The sequence below is a fragment of the uncultured Roseobacter sp. genome, assembly GCF_947488185.1.
Classification (GTDB): domain Bacteria; phylum Pseudomonadota; class Alphaproteobacteria; order Rhodobacterales; family Rhodobacteraceae; genus Roseobacter.
The window spans coordinates 142,572-160,941 of the sequence record NZ_CANKYM010000002.1; the positions used below are offsets into that span (position 1 = coordinate 142,572).

At 61.5% G+C, this 18,370-nt stretch carries 20 protein-coding genes; 14 read left to right on the top strand and 6 right to left on the bottom strand.

What is annotated here, in order from left to right:
- Positions 1–88: 88 nt before the first annotated feature.
- The gene (locus Q1A52_RS06600; RefSeq protein ID WP_300012628.1) at positions 89–634 is read right to left on the bottom strand and encodes a hypothetical protein; all 546 of its coding nucleotides are present in this window, start codon (positions 632–634) and stop codon (positions 89–91) included.
- Positions 631–1,578 carry an aspartate carbamoyltransferase catalytic subunit gene (locus tag Q1A52_RS06605; protein WP_300012631.1) on the bottom strand — a complete coding sequence of 316 codons (948 nt, stop codon included), beginning with the start codon at positions 1,576–1,578 and terminating at the stop codon, positions 631–633. The genes Q1A52_RS06600 and Q1A52_RS06605 overlap by 4 nt, the downstream gene beginning before the upstream one ends.
- A gap of 107 nt (positions 1,579–1,685) precedes the next feature.
- Between Q1A52_RS06605 and Q1A52_RS06610 the strand changes: the two genes are divergently transcribed.
- The 5 genes from Q1A52_RS06610 to Q1A52_RS06630 all read left to right on the top strand — a co-directional run bounded on the left by Q1A52_RS06610 (position 1,686) and on the right by Q1A52_RS06630 (position 8,569).
- On the top strand, positions 1,686–2,465 hold the full coding sequence (locus Q1A52_RS06610; RefSeq protein ID WP_300012634.1) for a uracil-DNA glycosylase: 780 nt from the start codon (positions 1,686–1,688) through the stop codon (positions 2,463–2,465).
- A complete protein-coding gene (locus Q1A52_RS06615; protein WP_300012637.1) occupies positions 2,458–3,069 on the top strand; it encodes a LysE family translocator in 612 nt (203 codons plus the stop codon). The genes Q1A52_RS06610 and Q1A52_RS06615 overlap by 8 nt, the downstream gene beginning before the upstream one ends.
- A 1-nt stretch (position 3,070) precedes the next feature.
- Entirely contained in the window at positions 3,071–3,613 is a 543-nt protein-coding gene (gene moaB / locus Q1A52_RS06620) for a molybdenum cofactor biosynthesis protein B (RefSeq protein WP_300012640.1), read from the top strand.
- 93 nt (positions 3,614–3,706) lie between these two features.
- Positions 3,707–5,164, top strand: coding sequence for an HlyD family efflux transporter periplasmic adaptor subunit (locus tag Q1A52_RS06625; RefSeq protein WP_300012643.1), 1,458 nt, complete (start codon positions 3,707–3,709; stop codon positions 5,162–5,164).
- 3 nt (positions 5,165–5,167) lie between these two features.
- Positions 5,168–8,569 (top strand): efflux RND transporter permease subunit, encoded by a 3,402-nt coding sequence (locus tag Q1A52_RS06630; protein WP_300012646.1) that lies wholly within the window; start codon positions 5,168–5,170, stop codon positions 8,567–8,569.
- On the opposite strand, the gene Q1A52_RS06635 is transcribed toward Q1A52_RS06630, so the two are convergent.
- Entirely contained in the window at positions 8,566–9,372 is an 807-nt protein-coding gene (locus Q1A52_RS06635) for a protein-disulfide reductase DsbD domain-containing protein (RefSeq protein WP_300012648.1), read from the bottom strand. The genes Q1A52_RS06630 and Q1A52_RS06635 overlap by 4 nt on opposite strands.
- A gap of 117 nt (positions 9,373–9,489) precedes the next feature.
- Here Q1A52_RS06635 and Q1A52_RS06640 point away from each other — a divergent pair, with 117 nt between their 5' ends.
- Positions 9,490–10,074: a YqgE/AlgH family protein gene (locus tag Q1A52_RS06640; protein ID WP_300012651.1), complete on the top strand. Its 585-nt coding sequence runs from the start codon at positions 9,490–9,492 to the stop codon at positions 10,072–10,074.
- Here Q1A52_RS06640 and Q1A52_RS06645 read toward each other — a convergent pair.
- A complete protein-coding gene (locus tag Q1A52_RS06645; RefSeq protein ID WP_300012654.1) occupies positions 10,071–11,045 on the bottom strand; it encodes an L-threonylcarbamoyladenylate synthase in 975 nt (324 codons plus the stop codon). The two genes, Q1A52_RS06640 and Q1A52_RS06645, sit on opposite strands and share 4 nt — an antisense overlap.
- 126 nt (positions 11,046–11,171) lie before the next feature.
- Here Q1A52_RS06645 and Q1A52_RS06650 point away from each other — a divergent pair, with 126 nt between their 5' ends.
- The 5 genes from Q1A52_RS06650 to Q1A52_RS06670 all read left to right on the top strand — a co-directional run bounded on the left by Q1A52_RS06650 (position 11,172) and on the right by Q1A52_RS06670 (position 15,265).
- Positions 11,172–12,887, top strand: a complete 1,716-nt coding sequence (locus tag Q1A52_RS06650) for an acyl-CoA dehydrogenase (RefSeq protein ID WP_300012657.1) — start codon at positions 11,172–11,174, stop codon at positions 12,885–12,887.
- Positions 12,887–13,933 (top strand): MBL fold metallo-hydrolase, encoded by a 1,047-nt coding sequence (locus tag Q1A52_RS06655; RefSeq protein WP_300012660.1) that lies wholly within the window; start codon positions 12,887–12,889, stop codon positions 13,931–13,933. The genes Q1A52_RS06650 and Q1A52_RS06655 overlap by 1 nt, the downstream gene beginning before the upstream one ends.
- Positions 13,934–13,936: 3 nt before the next feature.
- Entirely contained in the window at positions 13,937–14,398 is a 462-nt protein-coding gene (locus Q1A52_RS06660) for a DUF6173 family protein (protein WP_300012663.1), read from the top strand.
- 111 nt (positions 14,399–14,509) lie between these two features.
- Positions 14,510–14,644, top strand: coding sequence for an aa3-type cytochrome c oxidase subunit IV (locus Q1A52_RS06665; RefSeq protein WP_299778151.1), 135 nt, complete (start codon positions 14,510–14,512; stop codon positions 14,642–14,644).
- Between the two features lie 24 nt (positions 14,645–14,668).
- Complete coding sequence (locus tag Q1A52_RS06670; protein WP_300012666.1) at positions 14,669–15,265, top strand: hypothetical protein; 597 nt, start codon at positions 14,669–14,671, stop codon at positions 15,263–15,265.
- A 7-nt stretch (positions 15,266–15,272) separates the two neighbouring features.
- Here Q1A52_RS06670 and Q1A52_RS06675 read toward each other — a convergent pair whose 3' ends face one another.
- The gene (locus tag Q1A52_RS06675; RefSeq protein WP_300012669.1) at positions 15,273–15,602 is read right to left on the bottom strand and encodes an AzlD domain-containing protein; all 330 of its coding nucleotides are present in this window, start codon (positions 15,600–15,602) and stop codon (positions 15,273–15,275) included.
- Positions 15,595–16,329, bottom strand: coding sequence for an AzlC family ABC transporter permease (locus Q1A52_RS06680; protein WP_195820032.1), 735 nt, complete (start codon positions 16,327–16,329; stop codon positions 15,595–15,597). Before Q1A52_RS06680 ends, Q1A52_RS06675 begins: the two co-directional genes overlap by 8 nt.
- 48 nt (positions 16,330–16,377) lie before the next feature.
- Here Q1A52_RS06680 and fdhD point away from each other — a divergent pair, with 48 nt between their 5' ends.
- From fdhD to mobB, 3 genes are read left to right on the top strand one after another with little or no spacing between them, the layout of a single operon-like run.
- Complete coding sequence (gene fdhD, locus Q1A52_RS06685; RefSeq protein ID WP_300012673.1) at positions 16,378–17,265, top strand: formate dehydrogenase accessory sulfurtransferase FdhD; 888 nt, start codon at positions 16,378–16,380, stop codon at positions 17,263–17,265.
- Positions 17,262–17,870, top strand: a complete 609-nt coding sequence (gene mobA, locus Q1A52_RS06690) for a molybdenum cofactor guanylyltransferase MobA (protein WP_300012675.1) — start codon at positions 17,262–17,264, stop codon at positions 17,868–17,870. Before fdhD ends, mobA begins: the two co-directional genes overlap by 4 nt.
- Positions 17,867–18,358 (top strand): molybdopterin-guanine dinucleotide biosynthesis protein B, encoded by a 492-nt coding sequence (gene mobB, locus Q1A52_RS06695; RefSeq protein ID WP_300012678.1) that lies wholly within the window; start codon positions 17,867–17,869, stop codon positions 18,356–18,358. The genes mobA and mobB overlap by 4 nt, the downstream gene beginning before the upstream one ends.
- Positions 18,359–18,370 lie beyond the last annotated feature (12 nt).

An 18,370-nucleotide genomic window follows, 5' to 3' on the forward strand; every position in this document is an offset into this window, starting at 1 on the left:
ACCGAAAGCGACCAGCAGGGCCATCATCGCAATGCGCCCGGACATCTTGGGGTCTTTGGGTTCCTTCACGTCTTCCGCGCCTCCTGTCTCACTTAAAAAGCCACCAGAGGGCGAGGCCCAAAAGCACGGCCAGGGCAATCACGATGAGCGCGCTGCCTGCGGGTCCTCTTGGTGGCGTGGGCGGGGTCATACCGGGTGTGCCGCTGTAAGGCCGGGCGCTCTCCGTTGTGATCGGCAGTGCGGTGCCGGAGGGGGCATATTCCGCATATGTCCCGATGAGCGTGAGCTCGGCACCGGGTGTCAGCGTTATCTCAAGCCCTTCAAAACTGTCGGAAAAGAGCAGCAGCACATAACCTTCCAGCGCATCGAGCCTGCTTTTGTCGGCGCCGATTTCCGCCTCCCCGACCGCGTACCCCTCGCTGAGGTAAGCGCTCAACCCCATGCCGGTCAGATCGGAGACCGGGAAAATCTCGGCGCTGGCGGTGTTCAGATGTGGATTGCCCAGCAGCTGCCGCGCAAAATCCGGCTTGGGGAGCGTTTTGAGTGTCTCGGTGACTTCTGCGGGTGCGAGGTTGATGGCAAAGACACGAATTGCGCCACGCTCGTTTTTCTGGATCTCGATGGGTGTGTTCATGCCGTCTCCGCCCGTGTCAGTATAAGGTTTTGGGCAAGCAGATCCATCGCGGCCATGCGGACGGCCACGCCCATCTCCACTTGATCCTGAATAACGCTGCGGTTGATGTCATCAGCCAGCGTGCCGTCGATTTCCACCCCGCGGTTCATCGGGCCGGGATGCATGACAATCGCATCCGGCTTGGCATGGGACAACTTCTCCGCATCCAGGCCAAACCTGTGGTAATACTCGCGCTCGCTGGGGATAAACCCGCCATCCATGCGCTCTTTCTGCAAGCGCAGCATCATCACCACGTCCACATCGCGCAGCCCCTCCGCCATGTCCGAGAAGACCTCGACACCGAATTCCGCGATGCCTGAGGGCATCAGCGTCGGCGGCCCGATCAGGCGCAGGCGGTTCTCCATCTTGCCAAGCAACATGATGTTCGACCGGGCCACGCGGGAATGGGCGATGTCCCCGCAGATGGCAATCGACAGGCGGTGCAGGCGCCCTTTGGCGCGACGGATGGTCAGCGCGTCGAGCAGCGCCTGCGTCGGATGTTCGTGCCGCCCGTCGCCTGCGTTCAGCACCGCGCAATTCACCTTTTGCGCCAACAGATCCACCGCGCCGGAATGCGGATGGCGCACCACCAGCAGATCGGGGTGCATCGCGTTCAGCGTCAGGGCGGTGTCGATCAGCGTTTCGCCCTTTTTCACCGAACTGGCCTGCATCGCCATGTTCATCACATCCGCACCAAGGCGCTTGCCTGCGATCTCGAAACTCGCCTGCGTGCGTGTCGAGTTCTCAAAGAACATGTTGATTTGCGTCAGACCTGCCAGGGCATCGGCGTGTTTGTCGGGCTGGCGGTTCAGGGTGGCATAGCTATCTGCCAGATCAAGCAGTGTTGTGATCTCTTCCGGACGCAGAGCTTCGATACCAAGAAGGTGGCGGTGCGGGAATGTCATGTGCGGCAGCCTATCGTGATTTCACACCTTATAGGGAGGGTGTGCGGGACGGGCAAGCGACGCTTATGCCTGTTCAGTTCGATGCCGTGACCCCGTAGAGTAGCCGTATGGAATCATCTCAGTTTCATCACGCGCTGGCGCTTTTGGATTGGCAGGTTGAGCTTGGCGCAACCGAGGCGATCTGTGACGCGCCCGTTAATTGCTATGAATTGCCCGATACGCTGGCGAAACCGAAGGCGGCGACCGGCCCGCTGGCCGTCTCGCAGGCACCGAAAGCCGCCGCCGAGGTTGACCCGGTGGCCGAAGCCAAACGTGCAGCCGCCGCAGCGCAGGATCTTGATGCGCTCCGGGACGCGCTGGCCGGTTTCGAGCATTGCGCGCTGAAGCGCGGTGCGCGCAGTCTGGTCTTTTCTGATGGTATCGCGGGTGCGCCGGTGATGATTATCGGCGAAGCACCGGGGCGCGATGAAGACCGCGAAGGGCGCCCCTTTGTCGGGCGGGCCGGACAACTGCTCGACAAAATGCTGGCAGCCATCGGTCGCGGGCGGGGGGATGAAAACGCGCCTGTCTACATCACCAATGTCCTGCCCTGGCGGCCGCCGCAAAACCGGGACCCGCAGCCCGATGAGATTGCGATGATGCGCCCGTTTCTGGAACGTCATATCGCGCTGGCCAAACCGCAAGCGCTTGTGATCATGGGGAATATCAGTGCGCAGGCTCTGCTGGGCAAGCGCGGGATCACCCGGCTGCGCGGCAACTGGACAGAGTGTTTTGGGTTGCCAGCCCTGCCGATGTTCCACCCCGCCTATCTGCTGCGTCAGCCTGCCGCCAAACGCGAGGCCTGGGCCGACTTGCTCAGCCTCAAGGCGCGGCTTGACAATGGTTGATCCGATTGTCCTTGCTGCTTTCGTGCCGGCGGCACTGGCGCTGAACCTCACGCCCGGGGCCGACATGATGTTTTGTCTGGGGCAGGGCGCGCGGGGCGGCACGCGCGCGGCATGGCTGGCCAGCGCGGGCATTGCGACAGGCGGTATGATCCACGTGGCTTTGGCAGGGCTCGGATTGAGTGCGCTGGTGGCTTCGGTGCCCTATGCTTTTGACGTGATCCGCTGGATTGGCGTTGGTTATCTAATCTGGCTTGCGGTGCAGGCCTTGCGTCGCAGACCCGACGCGGATCATAGCGTGGTCACGCGGCGCGGGCAGGCCTTTCTGTCCGGTCTGCTGGTCAACCTGACAAACCCCAAGGTCATTCTGTTTGTATTGGCGTTCGTGCCGCAATTCGTTGTGCCCTCCGCCGGGCCGGTCCTGTTGCAGTTTATCGTTTTCGGCGCGATCATCGGCGTGGGCGGTTTCGTCGTGAACGGGCTCGTCGGTGTTTTCGCGGGCTCGGTCGGACAGCGTCTCGCGCGGGGCAGCAGGGTGCTGGACTGGCTGACCGCCGGTATTTTCACCGCCCTTGCCGGGCGTCTCGCCCTTTTGGAGAAAACCTGAGATGAGCAAAATCGATGAATCCAAGGAGTTTGTGCCGGTGCGGATCGCCGTCCTGACGGTTTCAGACACGCGCGGGCTCTCCGAGGACCGCTCTGGGGACGTGCTCGTGCAGCGGCTCACGGAGGCCGGGCACGAACTGGCGGACCGGCGCATCCTGCCCGACGAGCGTGATCAGATCGCAGGTCAGTTGCGCGCCTGGTGTAAGGACAGCGGTGTGGACGTGGTGATTTCGACCGGCGGTACCGGCCTGACCGGGCGTGATGTAACCGTCGAGGCGCATAGGGATGTCTATGAAAAAGAAATCGACGCCTTTGGCACCGTTTTTACCATCGTATCGATGAAAAAGATCGGCACTAGTGCTGTGCAGAGCCGTGCGACCGGCGGCGTGGCCAATGGAACCTATCTTTTCGCGCTGCCTGGCAGCCCCGGCGCTTGCAAGGACGCATGGGATGAAATTCTGGCGTTGCAGCTGGATTATCGGCACCGACCTTGCAATTTTGTCGAAATTTTCCCGCGGTTGGACGAACATCACCGACGGAAGTAATCTGGTGGTACGTAACACTATTGTTGGTTGGTATTCTTCTCGGCCAGTCTGAGGTATAAGGTCATTGAGTTAAGGTATTAGGATCACGACGAAATGCGGTTTTTGCGGCAAAGCATGATCGGCCTTTTTCTGGCGGCGGTGAGCCTTGGGCTGCTGGTCTATGCGGGCCATGTGGTCAGTGTCGCCGTGCAGGATCGCCTGAACGCAGAGGCCGTGGTGCCACCCGCGCGCGAACGGGTGTTTGCCGTGAACCTGCAGCGCGCGCAGAGCGAAACCATTACGCCGGTGCTGGAGACCTTTGGCGAGGTGTCGTCGCGCCGGACACTTGAATTGCGCGCCGCTGTGGCTGGACGGGTGACGGTGCTGCACGAGAATTTTGAGGATGCGGGCAACGTGCGGCGCGGCGATGTGCTGGTGCGCATCGACCCTGCGAACATGCAGTCCGCCGTGGACCGGTTGACCGCCGATCTTGCCGATGCCGAAGCCGAGGCGCGCGATGCCGCACGGGGGCTGGATCTGGCCCGCGCCGAACAGGTGGCTGCCGAAGAGCAGGTGGTCCTGCGCCAGAAAGCCTATCAACGGCAGTTTGATCTGGCGGAACGTGGTGTTGGTACGGCGGCGGCGATTGAAACCGCTGAGCTGGCCGCTGCCGCCGCGCGCGCCACCGTTCTGGCGCGCCGCCAAGTGGTGGCGCAGGCCGAAGCACGCATCGATCAGGCCGCGACACGCCTGTCGCGCGAGAGGATTGCGCTGGCGGAGGCGCAGCGCAATCTGGCGGATACGGTGCTGGAGGCACCCTTTACCGGAACGCTCAGTGATACGACGGTTGTCGAGGGGCGCCTTGTCGCGACCAATGAAAAACTCGCTGACCTGATCGATCCGCAGGACCTTGAAGTGGCATTCCGCGTTTCCACGGCACAATACGTGCGTTTGCTGGAAGCGGATGGGTCGTTGATTTCTACGGCAGTGTCGGCGACGCTTGATGTCACTGGTGTCGATATGCAGGCCACCGGTGTGCTCAGCCGTGTCAGCGCCGCGGCAGGCGAAGGCCAATCCGGGCGTCAAGTTTTTGCGCGGCTGGAGCGTGCGCCGGGGTTTCGTCCGGGGGATTTCGTCACCGTCCGAATTCAGGAAAAGCCATTGGACAACGTTGTACGCCTGCCTGCGTCTGCCTTGGACGCCAGCGGTGAAGTGCTTGTTCTGGAAGGCGAAAACCGTCTTGTGACGCTCCCGGTGACGCTCGTGCGTCGTCAAGGCGACGATGTGTTGGTGCGCGGCGAGGGCCTGGAAGGGCGCGACGTGGTGAAGGCGCGCACGCCCTTGCTGGGTCCGGGCGTCGCGGTCCGTCCGCTGCAACAGAACGCCGATTTGTCCGTCCTTTTGCCCGATATGTTGGAGCTCAGCGAAGAACGCCGTGCGCGGCTCGTGGCCTTTGTGCAGAGCAATGATCGGATGCCACAGGAGACCAAGGAGCGCCTGTTAGCGCAGTTGGCTGAGCGCCAGGTGTCGGCACGGATGGTGGCGCGCATCGAAAGCCGCATGGGAGGGTAGCGCGTGGTGCGGCAGATACCTCCGGCTGCGGGCGGCGTGCTTTCCTATTTCACGCGCCACCGGACCATTGCCAATCTGTTGTTTGTCCTGATGATGGTGGCGGGGCTGTTTGCTCTGCCCAACATGCGTGCGCAGTTTTTCCCGGATGTCAGTCTTGAAAACGTGACCGTGGTCACCGAATGGGATCAGGCCAGCGCTGATGATGTGGACAGTGCAATTATCCAGGTGCTTGAACCGGCTTTGATGCGTGTGGAAGGTGTGATGAAGTCCCGCGCGACCGCGCGCGCGGGCCGAGGTACTGTCACGCTCGAATTTGAACCCGAATGGGACATGTCCCGCGCAGTCACCGATGTGCAGGATGCCGTGGACGGGATCACGGAATTGCCGGAAGACGTAGAGGAATCCAGTGTGCGCCGCGCGATACGTCGTGACCGCGTCACAGACGTTATTATTGCCGGACCCGTCTCCCCCGAGCAGTTGGGGGTCTATGGTGATGAGCTGGTCAAGCGCCTTTTTGCGGCCGGTGTGACACGCACGACTTTCCGTGGCTTTGCAGCCCCTCAGATCACTATCGAAGTGCCGTCACTGCAGTTGATTGCGAATGATCTGACCATGGCCCAGATTTCGGAGGCGATTGCAGCCGAGGTTGATACCGACCCGGCGGGCAGTGTCACCGGCGCGAATGCGCGCGTGCGCACGGGTACTGAAAAGCGCGTGCCGGACCAAATTGCCCAGATTGTGCTGCGCTCCAACGCTGACGGCTCCAAACTTCGTGTTGGGGATATCGCGCAGGTGATGCAAGAGGGGGCAGATCGGGATCGCGCCTATTTTGTTGGTGATCACCCGGCGATCTCGATCCGCGTGGACCGTTCCGATGGTGGCGATTCCATTGCCGTTCAGCAAACGGTGGAGGAGGTCGCGGCGGAGATGAAGGCCACGCTGCAAGAAGGCATGACGATCCAATTGATCCGGACACGGGCTGAGGCGATCACGTCGCGTCTGGACTCCCTGATCAACAACGGTTTGACTGGCCTCGGGCTGGTTGTGTGCCTCCTCTTCATGTTTCTCAACGCCCGCACCGCTTTCTGGGTGGCAGCGGGCATCCCGGCCGCGATGATGGCAGCGATCGGTCTCATGTACGCGGGTGGCCTGACCCTGAACATGATCTCACTCTTCGGGTTGATCATCACGCTGGGCATTGTCGTGGACGACGCGATTGTTGTTGCCGAACATGCCGACCACCGCGCGCGACATTTCGGCGAAGCCCCATTCGTCGCGGCTGAACGGGCTGCCGGGCGTATGGCCTTGCCGGTGTTTGCCGCCACGATCACTACCGTGATTGCATTCACCGGATTGCTGCTGCTGGGCGGGTGGTTTGGCACTGTCGTCAAGGATATCCCGATGACCGTGATCGCGGTGCTGATTGCCTCGTTGATTGAGTGTTTCCTGATCCTGCCCAACCACATGGCACACGCACTCGCGGCGCGCGCAAAGGAGCGTTGGTACGACTGGCCCAGCCGTCAGGTCAATCGCGGCTTTTCCTGGGTACGCGAGAACCTGTTTCGACCGATGATGGCAGGCGTGATCACCGCGCGCTACGCGGTACTGGCGGGGCTGATACTGATCCTTGCGGTTCAGGCTGCACATTTCCTGCGGGGTGATGTCAAATGGCGCTTTTTCAACGCACCGGAGCGCAGTTCGGTCACCGCAAATTTCGCCATGGTCGAAGGCGCCACGCGGGAAGACACGCGGGCCATGATGCGTGAATTACAGCGCGCCACAGACGCCCTGGCACGTGAATACGAAGAACAATACGGGGTGAATCCGGTCAACTATGCTCTCGCAGAGATCGGCGGGACTGCAGGTCGCGGCCTGTCCGGTGTTGAGACTAAGGACAAAGATCTTCTGGGCGCGATTTCGATTTCACTGATTGGCTCGGACGACAGACCCTATTCAAGCTTTGCCTTCGCCGGCGAGTTGCGGGACAGCGTGGTGAACCATCCGTTGACCGAAGTTGTCTCCTTTCGTGGATGGCGTAGCGGGCAAGGCGGTGACGCAATCAGCGTGGAGTTCTCTGGGCAAAGCACGGATACCTTAAAGGCCGCCAGCCTCGATCTGCAGACGGCCCTGATGCGCTATCCCCAAGTGCTCGCGATGCAGGATAATCTGGCCTATGACAAGGAAGAGTTGATCCTGGATCTGACGGCGCGTGGTCAGGCCTTGGGCTTTACCATCGACCAGCTGGGCCGAGTGTTGCGGGACCGATTAGGCGGGATTGAGGCGGCCAAATTCCCTGATGGCCCGCGCAGTGCCACTGTCATGGTCCGCCTGCCCGAAGGGGAATTGACGGCCGATTTTCTCGACCGCACCCAGATGCGCACGCCCGAAGGGGTTTACGTACCGCTTTCAGACATTGTTACTGTGCAAAGCCGGATCGGGTTCAGCACCGTAAATCGGGTCAATGGCGTGCGTGTCATTTCCGTGACCGGCGACATTTCGGAAGATGATCCTGAACGCGCTGTTGAGATACAAAGGGCGCTGGAGGACGAAATTCTGCCGTCAATTGCAAGCGAGCATCAGGTCGACTGGCAATTGTCCGGGCTCGCTGAACAGGAAAGCCGGTTTCTGGACGAGGCGGGAAACGGTCTCGTCCTTTGCCTCTTGGGCATCTACCTGGTGTTGGCCTGGGTCTTTGGCAGTTGGACGCGACCCTTGCTGGTCATGTCCATCGCGCCTTTCGGACTGGTTGGCGCCATTTATGGACATATGGCCTGGGACATTCCGCTGAGCATCTTCACGGTTGTTGGCCTGTTGGGGATGACGGGAATCATCATCAACGATTCAATTGTGTTGATCACAACTATCGACAGCTATGCGGAGGAGCGCGGGTTGATCCCCTCCATCATCGACGGGGCGGCGGATCGGTTGCGCCCTGTGATGCTGACCACGATGACGACGGTGCTGGGCATGTCGCCGCTGCTCTATGAGACCAGCAGGCAGGCACAATTTCTCAAGCCCACCGTGGTCACGCTGGTCTATGGGTTGGGCTTTGGCATGGTGATTGTGCTGTTGCTGGTGCCCGCGCTGGTGGCTGTTCAGCATGATATCTCCCGCCAGATCAACGCGATGCGCCGGGGGCTGACCGCACCCGTTTCCACGGTGCGCTACGGGTTTGCGGCGCTCTGGGCAGTTGTCCTTCTCTGGGGCGGGCTAACGCTTGGCTGGGCGATTTTCTATGGCGTTTTGCCGCCGCTTTTGTTGGCATCGCTGCCCATGATCGCGAACTGGCCAGTGACGTTTGCGGCTTTGTCACTCTTTATTGTCGGCGTTGCAACGCTTGCTCTGCTCGCTTACGTGTTTGCCGCTGTGACCATCCTGTTGAACAGGCGCAAGAATGCGATTTAGCCCGGCGTACAGCCTTTTACGTCCACGGCATGGTTGCTGCCCAAAACGGTCATTCGAATGTTGGACCGGTCCAGCGCAATAGGCCCGCCGTTCACGTGGATCATTTCGGATACAGCAATCACCTCGCCGCCGGACCGGTGTGTATCTGTTTCGCTCACCCAGACATCGCCCAGACCGGGCTCGATCACCATCACCTCCGGCCCGCCTGCGGAAGGGACGCGCACACGCGCCTCGATCCGCAATCCGTCGGGCGTGGGCTCTATCCGGCACTTGGCCGCTGTCACACCCGCCTCGCGTTCCGAATAGGGGCTCTGCGCCAATGCCGCCGCAATCGCGGGTGTCGGGCGCGTCTCTGTGCTGCTGATTGTTTCGTCAAAGGTCAGCTGGTGCGGAATGCAGATATCGGAGCAGATCCCGATATCCATCGTCAGACGCACGCGGACAGGGTCACCGGTGCGCTTGGGCGCCAGAGTCACAGGGATGACCAGCTCATCGGCATAACCGATGGACCGCATACCGTTTTCTTCAAACACCTTCGGCGTCGGCCAGGAGACAGACGCAGATTTCAGATTGTTTGATCCAGACCAGTCAAAGCTGGGCGGAATGCCTGCATCCCCCGGCGCGCGCCAATAGGTTTTCCAGCCCGGTTCCAGGGATAGATGCACTGCTGCCACGCGGGTACCATCGGATTGCACCCATCCGGGCAGAACCTGCGCGGTGACGGGCATGGCAAAACGTTCCTGTGCGGATAGGGGCAAGGCGGTCAGGCCCGCCAGGGTCAGGGCAATCATTGATGTTTTCATGCCTTCGATATGGTCGAGCCGCGCTGAAATGCCAAGTCACGATCCGGTTAGCCATGTTTCGCCACCCGCTGATCTATTGTCCTTGCACCGGACCGGGGCGCGGGTCATTCTTGGTGCATGGGAGCACCGGATACTCAGACTGAAACGCTTGATCTGACGGGTTCACTGCTGGTGGCGATGCCGTCCATGGGGGATGCGCGTTTTGAACGGGCGGTGATTTTGCTCTGCGCCTATTCCGACAAGGGGGCCATGGGGCTGATCATTAACAAGCCCAGTACCGATGTCGGCATGAGTGATGTATTGGATCAATTGGACATTGATCCGTCGCCACGTGCGGCGGCGATGCCGGTGCATTTTGGCGGGCCGGTGGAAACCGGGCGCGGGTTCGTGCTGCATTCGGATGACTACCAATCGAGCCTGCATACCCTGCATGTCAGGGGTGGGTTCGGTATGACCGCAACGTTGGATATCCTCGAAGAGATCGCCCGTGATCGTGGCCCGGACAACGCCTTGATGATGCTTGGATATGCCGGGTGGGGCCCCGGGCAGCTGGAAGCTGAAATCACGCGCAACGGCTGGCTGACAGCTGATGCAAGCCCGCTGCTGATTTTTAACACGCCCGCTGCCGAGAAATGGTCAAAGACTGTGGAAAGTCTGGGGATCGACCCGCTTGGCCTGTCCTCCACGGCTGGGCGCGCCTAGGTCGGTTGGCGATTTTCCGGGCGTGGGGCAGCAGCGCGCGCCAGTCGATCATTGATCGCAAACCCCAACCCGTGTGTGGGCACTGGCGCTACGGCAATCGGCTGTCCTCTTGCATCCAGCTTGTGCAATAGCTCGAAGAGCCGCGCCGCAGCCTCATGCAGATCACCGCTTTCTGACAGGTTCTCGTCACAGGCCATCGGGCCAAACCCCAGAAACACCTCGCCCGATCGCGGGTTGTCGGCATTCATTCTCAGCGGGGCTTTGGGAGCGTAGTGCGATTGCAGCTGCCCCGGCGCTGTAATGCCCGTGTGGCTTTCCGGCGTGGATGTGCGTTCCAGGGGCGTGCCAAGTGCTGCTTCCAGTGCCTCCAAAGGCAACCCACCGGCGCGCAGCAGCGCGGGCGTACCATCCAGACCGACGATGGTGCTTTCAACGCCCACTGAACAGGGCCCATCGTCCAGCACGGCAGCGATCTTGTTCCCCAGACCGTCCAGAACATGTTGTGCAGTCGTGGGGCTGATCTTGCCGGATGGGTTTGCGGACGGGGCTGCGACCGGCCCCCCAAACGCCTCCAGCAAAGCCTGCGCAGAGGCCTTTTCCGGCACGCGCAGGGCCAGCGTCGACAGCCCTGCCGTCACGAGGCTGGACAGATCATGCCCCTCGCGCAGCGGTAAAACCAGCGTCAGGGGGCCGGGCCAAAAGGCCTGCGCAAGCCGGTCCGCGTCATCGGTCCAGATCACGTAGCGTTGTGCGGCCTGCACGGAAGGAAGATGCACAATCAGGGGGTTGAAGCTCGGGCGTCCCTTGGCGGCATAGATGGCGGCCACGGCTTCACCGTTGCAGGCGTCTGCACCCAGCCCGTAGACCGTCTCCGTCGGGAAGGCGACCAGCTGTCCCGCGCGCAAAAAGGCTGCTGCCTGTGCAATGCCCTCTGCATCGGGGTATAACGTGGGGGAGGGAGATGTTGTCATTGCGCTCCGTGACGCCGCGTTTCGGTTGCCGGGCGCGGCGATGCGGCTCATCTTTGATGGCAAAGACCCTTATAGGGTAGTATGCCCGTTGCCAAGACGGGTACCTGCCCGCATGGAGACGAAAAAATGCCCTATCACGCCCCGGTCGATGATTTTTCCTTTCTCTTTGATCACGTGGTAGATTTTGCGCAGGTTCAGGCCACGGAACGGTTCAGCGAGGCGACATCGGACGTCGCGCAGGCGATCCTGACCGAAGCGGGCAAGCTCAGCGACGAGGTACTTGCGCCGCTGCAACGCCCCGGTGATCTGCATCCGGCATGGTTGGAGAACGGTGTGGTGCGGACATCGCCGGGTTATGCCGACGGGTGGAAGGCGATTGCTGAAGGTGGCTGGGTCGGCATCGCGGCAGATCCCGAATTTGGCGGGATGGGCCTGCCGATGACGCTGACTTCTGCCGTGAACGAGATGATGAGCAGTGCCTGCCTGTCCCTGCAGCTTGCCCCCCTGATGAGCCAGGGCCAGATCGAAGCGCTGGAGCATCACGCAAGCGATGAGATCAAGGCACTTTACCTGCCTAAGCTGATTGCCGGGCAGTGGACTGGAACAATGAACCTGACCGAACCGCAGGCCGGGTCGGATGTCGGGGCGCTGTCGACCAAGGCAGAGAACCAAGGGGACGGGACCTATGCGATCACCGGGCAGAAAATCTATATCAGCTGGGGCGATCATGACGTGGCAGAAAACGTCTGCCATCTGGTGCTGGCCCGGTTGCCGGATGCGCCTGCGGGAACCAAGGGGATCAGCCTCTTTCTGGTGCCAAAGTTCATTCCCGATGCAGAGGGCAACCCCGGTCAGCGCAATGGTGTGAGCGTCGTAAGCCTTGAGCATAAGATCGGTCTGCACGGATCGCCCACCGCTGTGATGCAATACGACGGGGCCACCGGCTGGCTGGTCGGGCCCGAACAGGGCGGCATGGCGGCGATGTTCACGATGATGAACAACGCGCGGCTTGGTGTCGGCGGGCAGGGCATTGGTGTGGCCGAAGGTGCCTATCAACACGCGCTGGCCTATGCGCAGGAGCGCAAGCAGGGCAAGACGGCGGTGGAGGGCGGGACCGGGACGATCCTCGATCACGCCGATGTGCGGCGCATGCTGATGACAATGAAGGCCGATATCTTCGCTGCCCGGGCGATTGCGCTCAGCTGTGCCATGGCCATCGACATGGCCCATGCCACGGGCGCCGCGGAGTGGGAGGCGCGCGCCGCTTTCCTGACGCCCATTGCCAAGGCTTTTGGAACGGAGACGGGCATGGATGTGGCCGAGACCGGCGTGCAGGTGCATGGCGGCATGGGCTTCATCGAGGAAACAGGTGCCGCGCAGTTCAGCCGCGATGTACGTGTGACAGCTATTTACGAAGGCACCAACGGCATTCAGGCCATGGATCTGGTGGCACGCAAGATGATGGATGGTGGTGAGGCCGCAGCGCGGTTGCTCGACGAGATCGAGGCGTGCGCGGAAGAGGCGCGCAGCCATTTGTCGGATCTGGCGGAACCTGTCTGGCAGGCGTCGGAAAGCCTGCGCGAGGTGACCGAATGGCTGGTGGCGCAACAGGATATGACAACCCGTTTTGCCGGTGCTGTACCCTATCTGCGCGCCTTTGCGCGCGTGTTGGGCGGGTATCTGCACCTCAAAGCCGCGCTGGCCGATCAGGGCGGTGCCCGCGAAGCGCTGGCGCGGTTCTACATCAAACGATTGCTGCCCGAACATGTTGGCCTGCTGGCACATGCGCAAGCCGGGGCGGATGGGCTTTATAGTCTGAGCCCGGATGAGCTGGCCGCCTGATGAAAGATCAACCGCCAGAGGGCTTGCGCTATCCATGGGACACGCCACCGGCCGAAGGTGACGCAATAGAAGTTGCCGCAGGCGTGTTGTGGATGCGCCTGCCGCTGCCGATGAAGCTTGATCATGTGAACGTCTATGCGCTGGATGACGGCGACAGTTGGACGGTGATCGACGCCGGGTTCGCCTCGAAACGCAGCAAGGCGATCTGGGAGGGGCTGATGGCAGGCCCGCTGGGCGGCAAACCGATTGCCCGCGTGGTGGTGACCCATCACCACCCTGATCACATTGGCTTGGCCGGATGGTTGCAGGCGGACCATGGCGCGGAGTTGGTCACTACGCGCACCGCGTGGTTGATGGCGCGCATGCTTACCCTGGACGAACAGCCCGTGCCGTCGCCTGAAACGCTGACATTTTACCGCGACGCGGGTATGGCGCCGGATATTATGGCTGAGCGCGCCTCCGAACGGCCCTTCAACTTTGCTGATATCGTGGCGCCGCTGCCCCTCGGGTACACCCGCATCCAGCAGGGTGACACGATCAGGATGGGCGGGCGCACGTGGGACATCCACATCGGCAACGGGCACGCGCCAGAGCACGCAACCTTCTGGAGTCGCGACGATAATCTTGTGCTGGCGGGCGATCAGATATTGCCTTCGATCAGCCCGAACATCGGCGTCTATGCAACAGAACCGATGGCCGATCCGATTGCTGACTGGCTCGAAGCCTGCGAACGTCTGGCCGGGCTTGCCCGCGCGGATCATTTGGTGCTCGGGGGGCACAAGCTGCCCTTTACCGGCCTGCCGATGCGCATGCGGCAGTTGATCGACAACCACCACGGGGCCCTGAAGCGCCTGCTGGAGTATCTCGATACGCCCAAGTCCGCCGGGGAATGCTTTGCCCCGCTGTTCAAACGCAAGATCGGGTCGGCTGAATACGGCCTGGCGCTGGTCGAGGCGGTCGCGCATCTCAGCCATCTCTATCAGGATGGGCTTGCCACGCGCAGCCGGGGCGCGGATGATGCATGGGTCTACCAGCGTAAAGGGTGAAGCATGGGTGAGAACATCGAAACCTCGGCAGAGGCGGCCGAAGCCGCGGCACTGCCGCGCCGCCACGACGTGCATTGTGATCCGGAAACTCCGGCACCAACAAAGGCGGATGTGCCCGAGGCCATCGCCAACAAGCCCACCGGCCAGAAATCGCCCGCGCAATGGGCCTATGAACGGATCATCATCTATCTCAAGAATTTCGAGGAACAGCTGGACAGCACCCAGGAAGTCGCCATGGGGTTCACCGGCGGCGACGCGGGCGTGCTGAGGATCGAAGGCATGGGGTACTTCGACCCCGATATCGTGACCTTTTACGGCACCGACGGGGCAGGGGCCCGAACGCAAATGGTGCAGCATGTCAGCCAGTTGAACGTCATGCTGCGCGCCCTGCCAAAACCCGCCGAGAAGACAGAGGCGCGCCGGATCGGGTTTCGCCTGGCGCAGGACATTGCGGCAGACAGTTGAGCCCTGCGGTAAATCCGCCACCGCAATGCGCGCATTGGACGCGCGGATGGGTGACATCGCGTGACGAATCCATTAGGGCTGATGCCAATTATTCAAAGAAGGGCTGCGGCAATGGCAGATCACAATCACGGTGAAATGGAAATCACCACCCAGGAAAAGACATTCGATGGCTTCATGCGTTGGACCACGCGGATCGTCATCGCGATCATCGTGCTGATTGTCTGGATGGCGATTTTCATTACCTGAGCTGACCTCCCGCAGGAGCTTTTCATGCGTGTATTGATGTTACTGGCCGTTCTGGTGACCCTGACCGGTTGCGCGGTTTCGTCAGCATTTGAAGCGTCCCCGGAAGAGATCGCGGCAAAGGTCTATGTGCCGAATGGCCCCCCCAAGCTGACCATTTTCACAATGGTGAACAATGAGACCGGCCACGGCGGCCACACTGCCTTGATGGTCTCGGGCTCGCAACAGGTCATTTTTGATCCCGCAGGGTCGTTTCAGCATGAATTGGTTGCCGAGCGTGGCGATGTGCTCTACGGGATTTCGCCAGCTTGGGTGCAGGCCTACAAGAGTGCCCATGCGCGTAGCACACATCACGTGGTAAGTCAGGAAATCGTTGTGACGCCGGAGCAGGCCGAGAGGGCATTGCAACTGGTGCGTCAAAATGGGGCTGTTGCAGGGGCCTTCTGCACGAATTCCACGTCATCCATCCTGCAACAGGTGCCGGGGTTCGAAGATATCCAAGTCACCTTCTACCCGATTAAATTCATGAACCAGATCGAAGCGCGACCCGATGTGGTCACTGATCGGTATTTCGAAAACGATGCGGGCGATGTCCGCGACGGGATCGAAGCGGCACAGAGCTGATCCCGGATCAGAGCGCGAAAAGCCAGAGCATGCCAAACAGCGTGGCAGCGCCCGAAAAAATAGCCGCCAGCACGTTTTTTGTAAGCAATCCGACCACAAGAGTGACAGCAGCTGCAGCCATGCGCGGTAGATCCGCCTGACCATCCGTTGCGGCAGGCCATACGACCTGTGGCGCGACCAGCGCGGGCAACATCGCCACTGCCGTGTAGCGCAGATGGCGCAGGAGCCAGGCAGGCATCGGTCTGTCGCCCACAATCCCCAGGAAGGCAAACCGCAGCGCGTAGCTGCCGATGCCAAGCCCGATAATCACGATCCAGAGGGTGCCGGTGTCAATCATGGCGCAGCTTTCTGCGTTCCAGCAGCACTTCGGCCTGCGCACCGGCCATCATGCCCAAGGTGCCCGCGATCATCAGGCCCAGCGAATAAGGTACTGCGGCGGTCAGCAGGCTGGTGATGATGGCCACAAGGGCGGCAATCACATGGGCGGCGGTGCGCAGCATCGGGGCCACCAGCGCCAGAAAGGTGATGGGCAGCGCGAAATCCAGCGCCCAGCTGTCGGGCACCTGCGTGCCAACGAGGGCGCCGAGAATGCTGCTGGCGTACCAGAACGGCACAATCGGGCTGAGCACACCGGTGAAATAGGCCATGCGCTGCGGCACGGTCATCTGGGGCTCGTTCTCGAATTGCACGACGGAACAGGCATAGGACTGATCGACGGTGAAATAGGCGGCGATCGCGCGCTGCCAAAGGGGGGCGGCACCGATCCATGGGGTCAGGGAGGCGGAATACATCGCCACGCGCAGGTTCACGGCAAGGGCTGAGGCCAGCACGATCACCGTCGGCGCGTTTTCCTGCATCAGCTGCAGGGCGGTGAATTGGGCAGCCCCTGCAAAGACCACGGCGGAAAAGGACAGCGTTTCGAGCACGTTGAGGCCCGCTTCCGTCGCCAATACGCCAAAGAGCATCGCGAAAGGGATCACGACCAGCAGGAAGGGGGCACCGTCTGCAAAGCCCTTCCAATAGGCAGAGGCACGTGTGCGCGTTTTGGGAGTGGTGGAGGGCATAAGATGCTTCTAAAGTTACGGCCAAGGCGTAGCTCAGCCCTGCGGAGGATGCAATTGGCCAAATTGGACGACACCAGCGATTACCTGATCGCGCCCGATCCCAAGGCGGTGCGTCTGACCCGCGCCGTTGCCGGGACGGATCATGAGGGGGCTGCTGTTGTCGCTACTGTAGTGGAGGAGCGCCCGCTCACGATCTTCCTAAATGGGCAGGAGATCGTGACGGCGATGACCATCGGAGACTACCCTGACTATTTGGCGCTGGGGTTTTTACGCAATCAGGGCATGTTGCAAGCGTCTGACGAGATCACCGGCGTGGACTACGACGAAGAATTGGAAACGGTGGTTGTGCGGACGGCGCGCAAGACCGACTACGAGGAGAAGATGCGCAAGAAGACCCGCACCAGCGGCTGTGCCGTGGGTACGGTGTTTGGCGACATGATGGCGGGGTTGGAGGACGTCAGCCTGCCGGAAACAGCAGTGCGGACCTCATGGCTCTATGCGCTCAGCGCGCGTATCAATCGGACGCCGTCGCTGTATCTGGAGGCGGGGGCAATACATGGCACGGTGCTGTGTCATGAAGATAAGCCTTTGGTTTATATGGAAGATGTCGGGCGTCACAACGCGGTGGACAAGATCGCCGGCTGGATGTTGTCGGAGGGTGTCAGTGCTGATGACAAGATCCTCTACACCACCGGGCGGCTGACCTCAGAGATGGTGATCAAGACCGCGATGATGGGTATTCCGGTCTTGGCATCGCGGTCCGGTTTCACCGCTTGGGGGGTGGAGATCGCGCAGCAGGTGGGTCTGACACTCATCGGTCGTATGAAAGGGCAGCGGTTCGTCTGCCTGTCGGGCGAGGCGCGCCTGATCCGCGACACCGACCCCGCAACCGTGCTGTTGGAGCCGCGCCGCGCCGGACGAAAGAGCGCGGAATGAAGCAACCCCTGGGCGTTATTCTTGCGGGCGGGCAGGCCACGCGCATGGGCGGCGGCGACAAGGGGCTGTTGCACCTCGGCGGTCAAAGCCTGCTGACCCGGGTGATCGACAGGTTGGAGCCGCAGGTGGCGGGGCTGGCGCTGAATGCCAATGGCGATCCGGCCCGTTTTGAGCGCTATCGCCTGCCGGTTCTGCCCGATAGCATCGAAGGGTTTGCGGGGCCGCTGGCTGGTGTGTTGGCCGGTCTGGATTGGGCGGCAAAGCAGGGCGCGGAAACCATCGTCACCGCAGCGGCGGATACGCCCTTCTTCCCGGCCGATCTGGTGCCGCAGCTGCTGCTGGCCAGCGAGGGGATGGAGCATCCGCTGGTCCTGTCTGCGACACCTGATCCCGCGCGGGGGCGGGTGCGGCACCCCACCTTTGGCCTCTGGCCGGTGTCATTGCGTGACGACCTGCGCGGGGCATTGCAAGACGGGTTGCGCAAAGTGGTGGTGTGGACCGATGCGCATGAGGGTCGCGAGGCCCTCTTTCCCGTCACGACGTTCGATCCGTTTTTCAATGTGAACACGCCCGAGGATCTGGCCCGGGCAGAGGCGCTTTTATGAAGTTGTACGGTGTTGTCGGGTGGAAAAACGCAGGTAAAACCGGCCTGATGGAACGTCTCGTCACGGAGATCTCGGGGCGCGGCTTCAGCGTGTCCACAGTCAAGCATGCCCATCATGTTTTTGACGTGGATCAGCCCGGCAAGGACAGCTACCGGCACCGGCAGGCGGGAGCGACGGAAGTGCTACTCGCCTCGCGCAAGCGTTTTGCGCTGATGCATGAATTGCGCGACACGCCCGAGCCGATATTGGATGACCTGCTGGGCAAGCTCAGCCCGGTCGATCTGGTGCTGATCGAAGGTTACAAGCGCGACGCGCACCCCAAGGTCGAGGCGCATCGGGCCGAGACGGGCAACCCGCTCATCGCCCCGGACGATCCGACAATTCACGCCGTGGCCAGCGATACCGCCCTTACCCTGGATCGCCCGGTTTTTGATCTGAACGACACAGGCGCAATTGCCGACTTCATCCTCTCCGAGGTTGGGTTGTGACCGATTTCGATA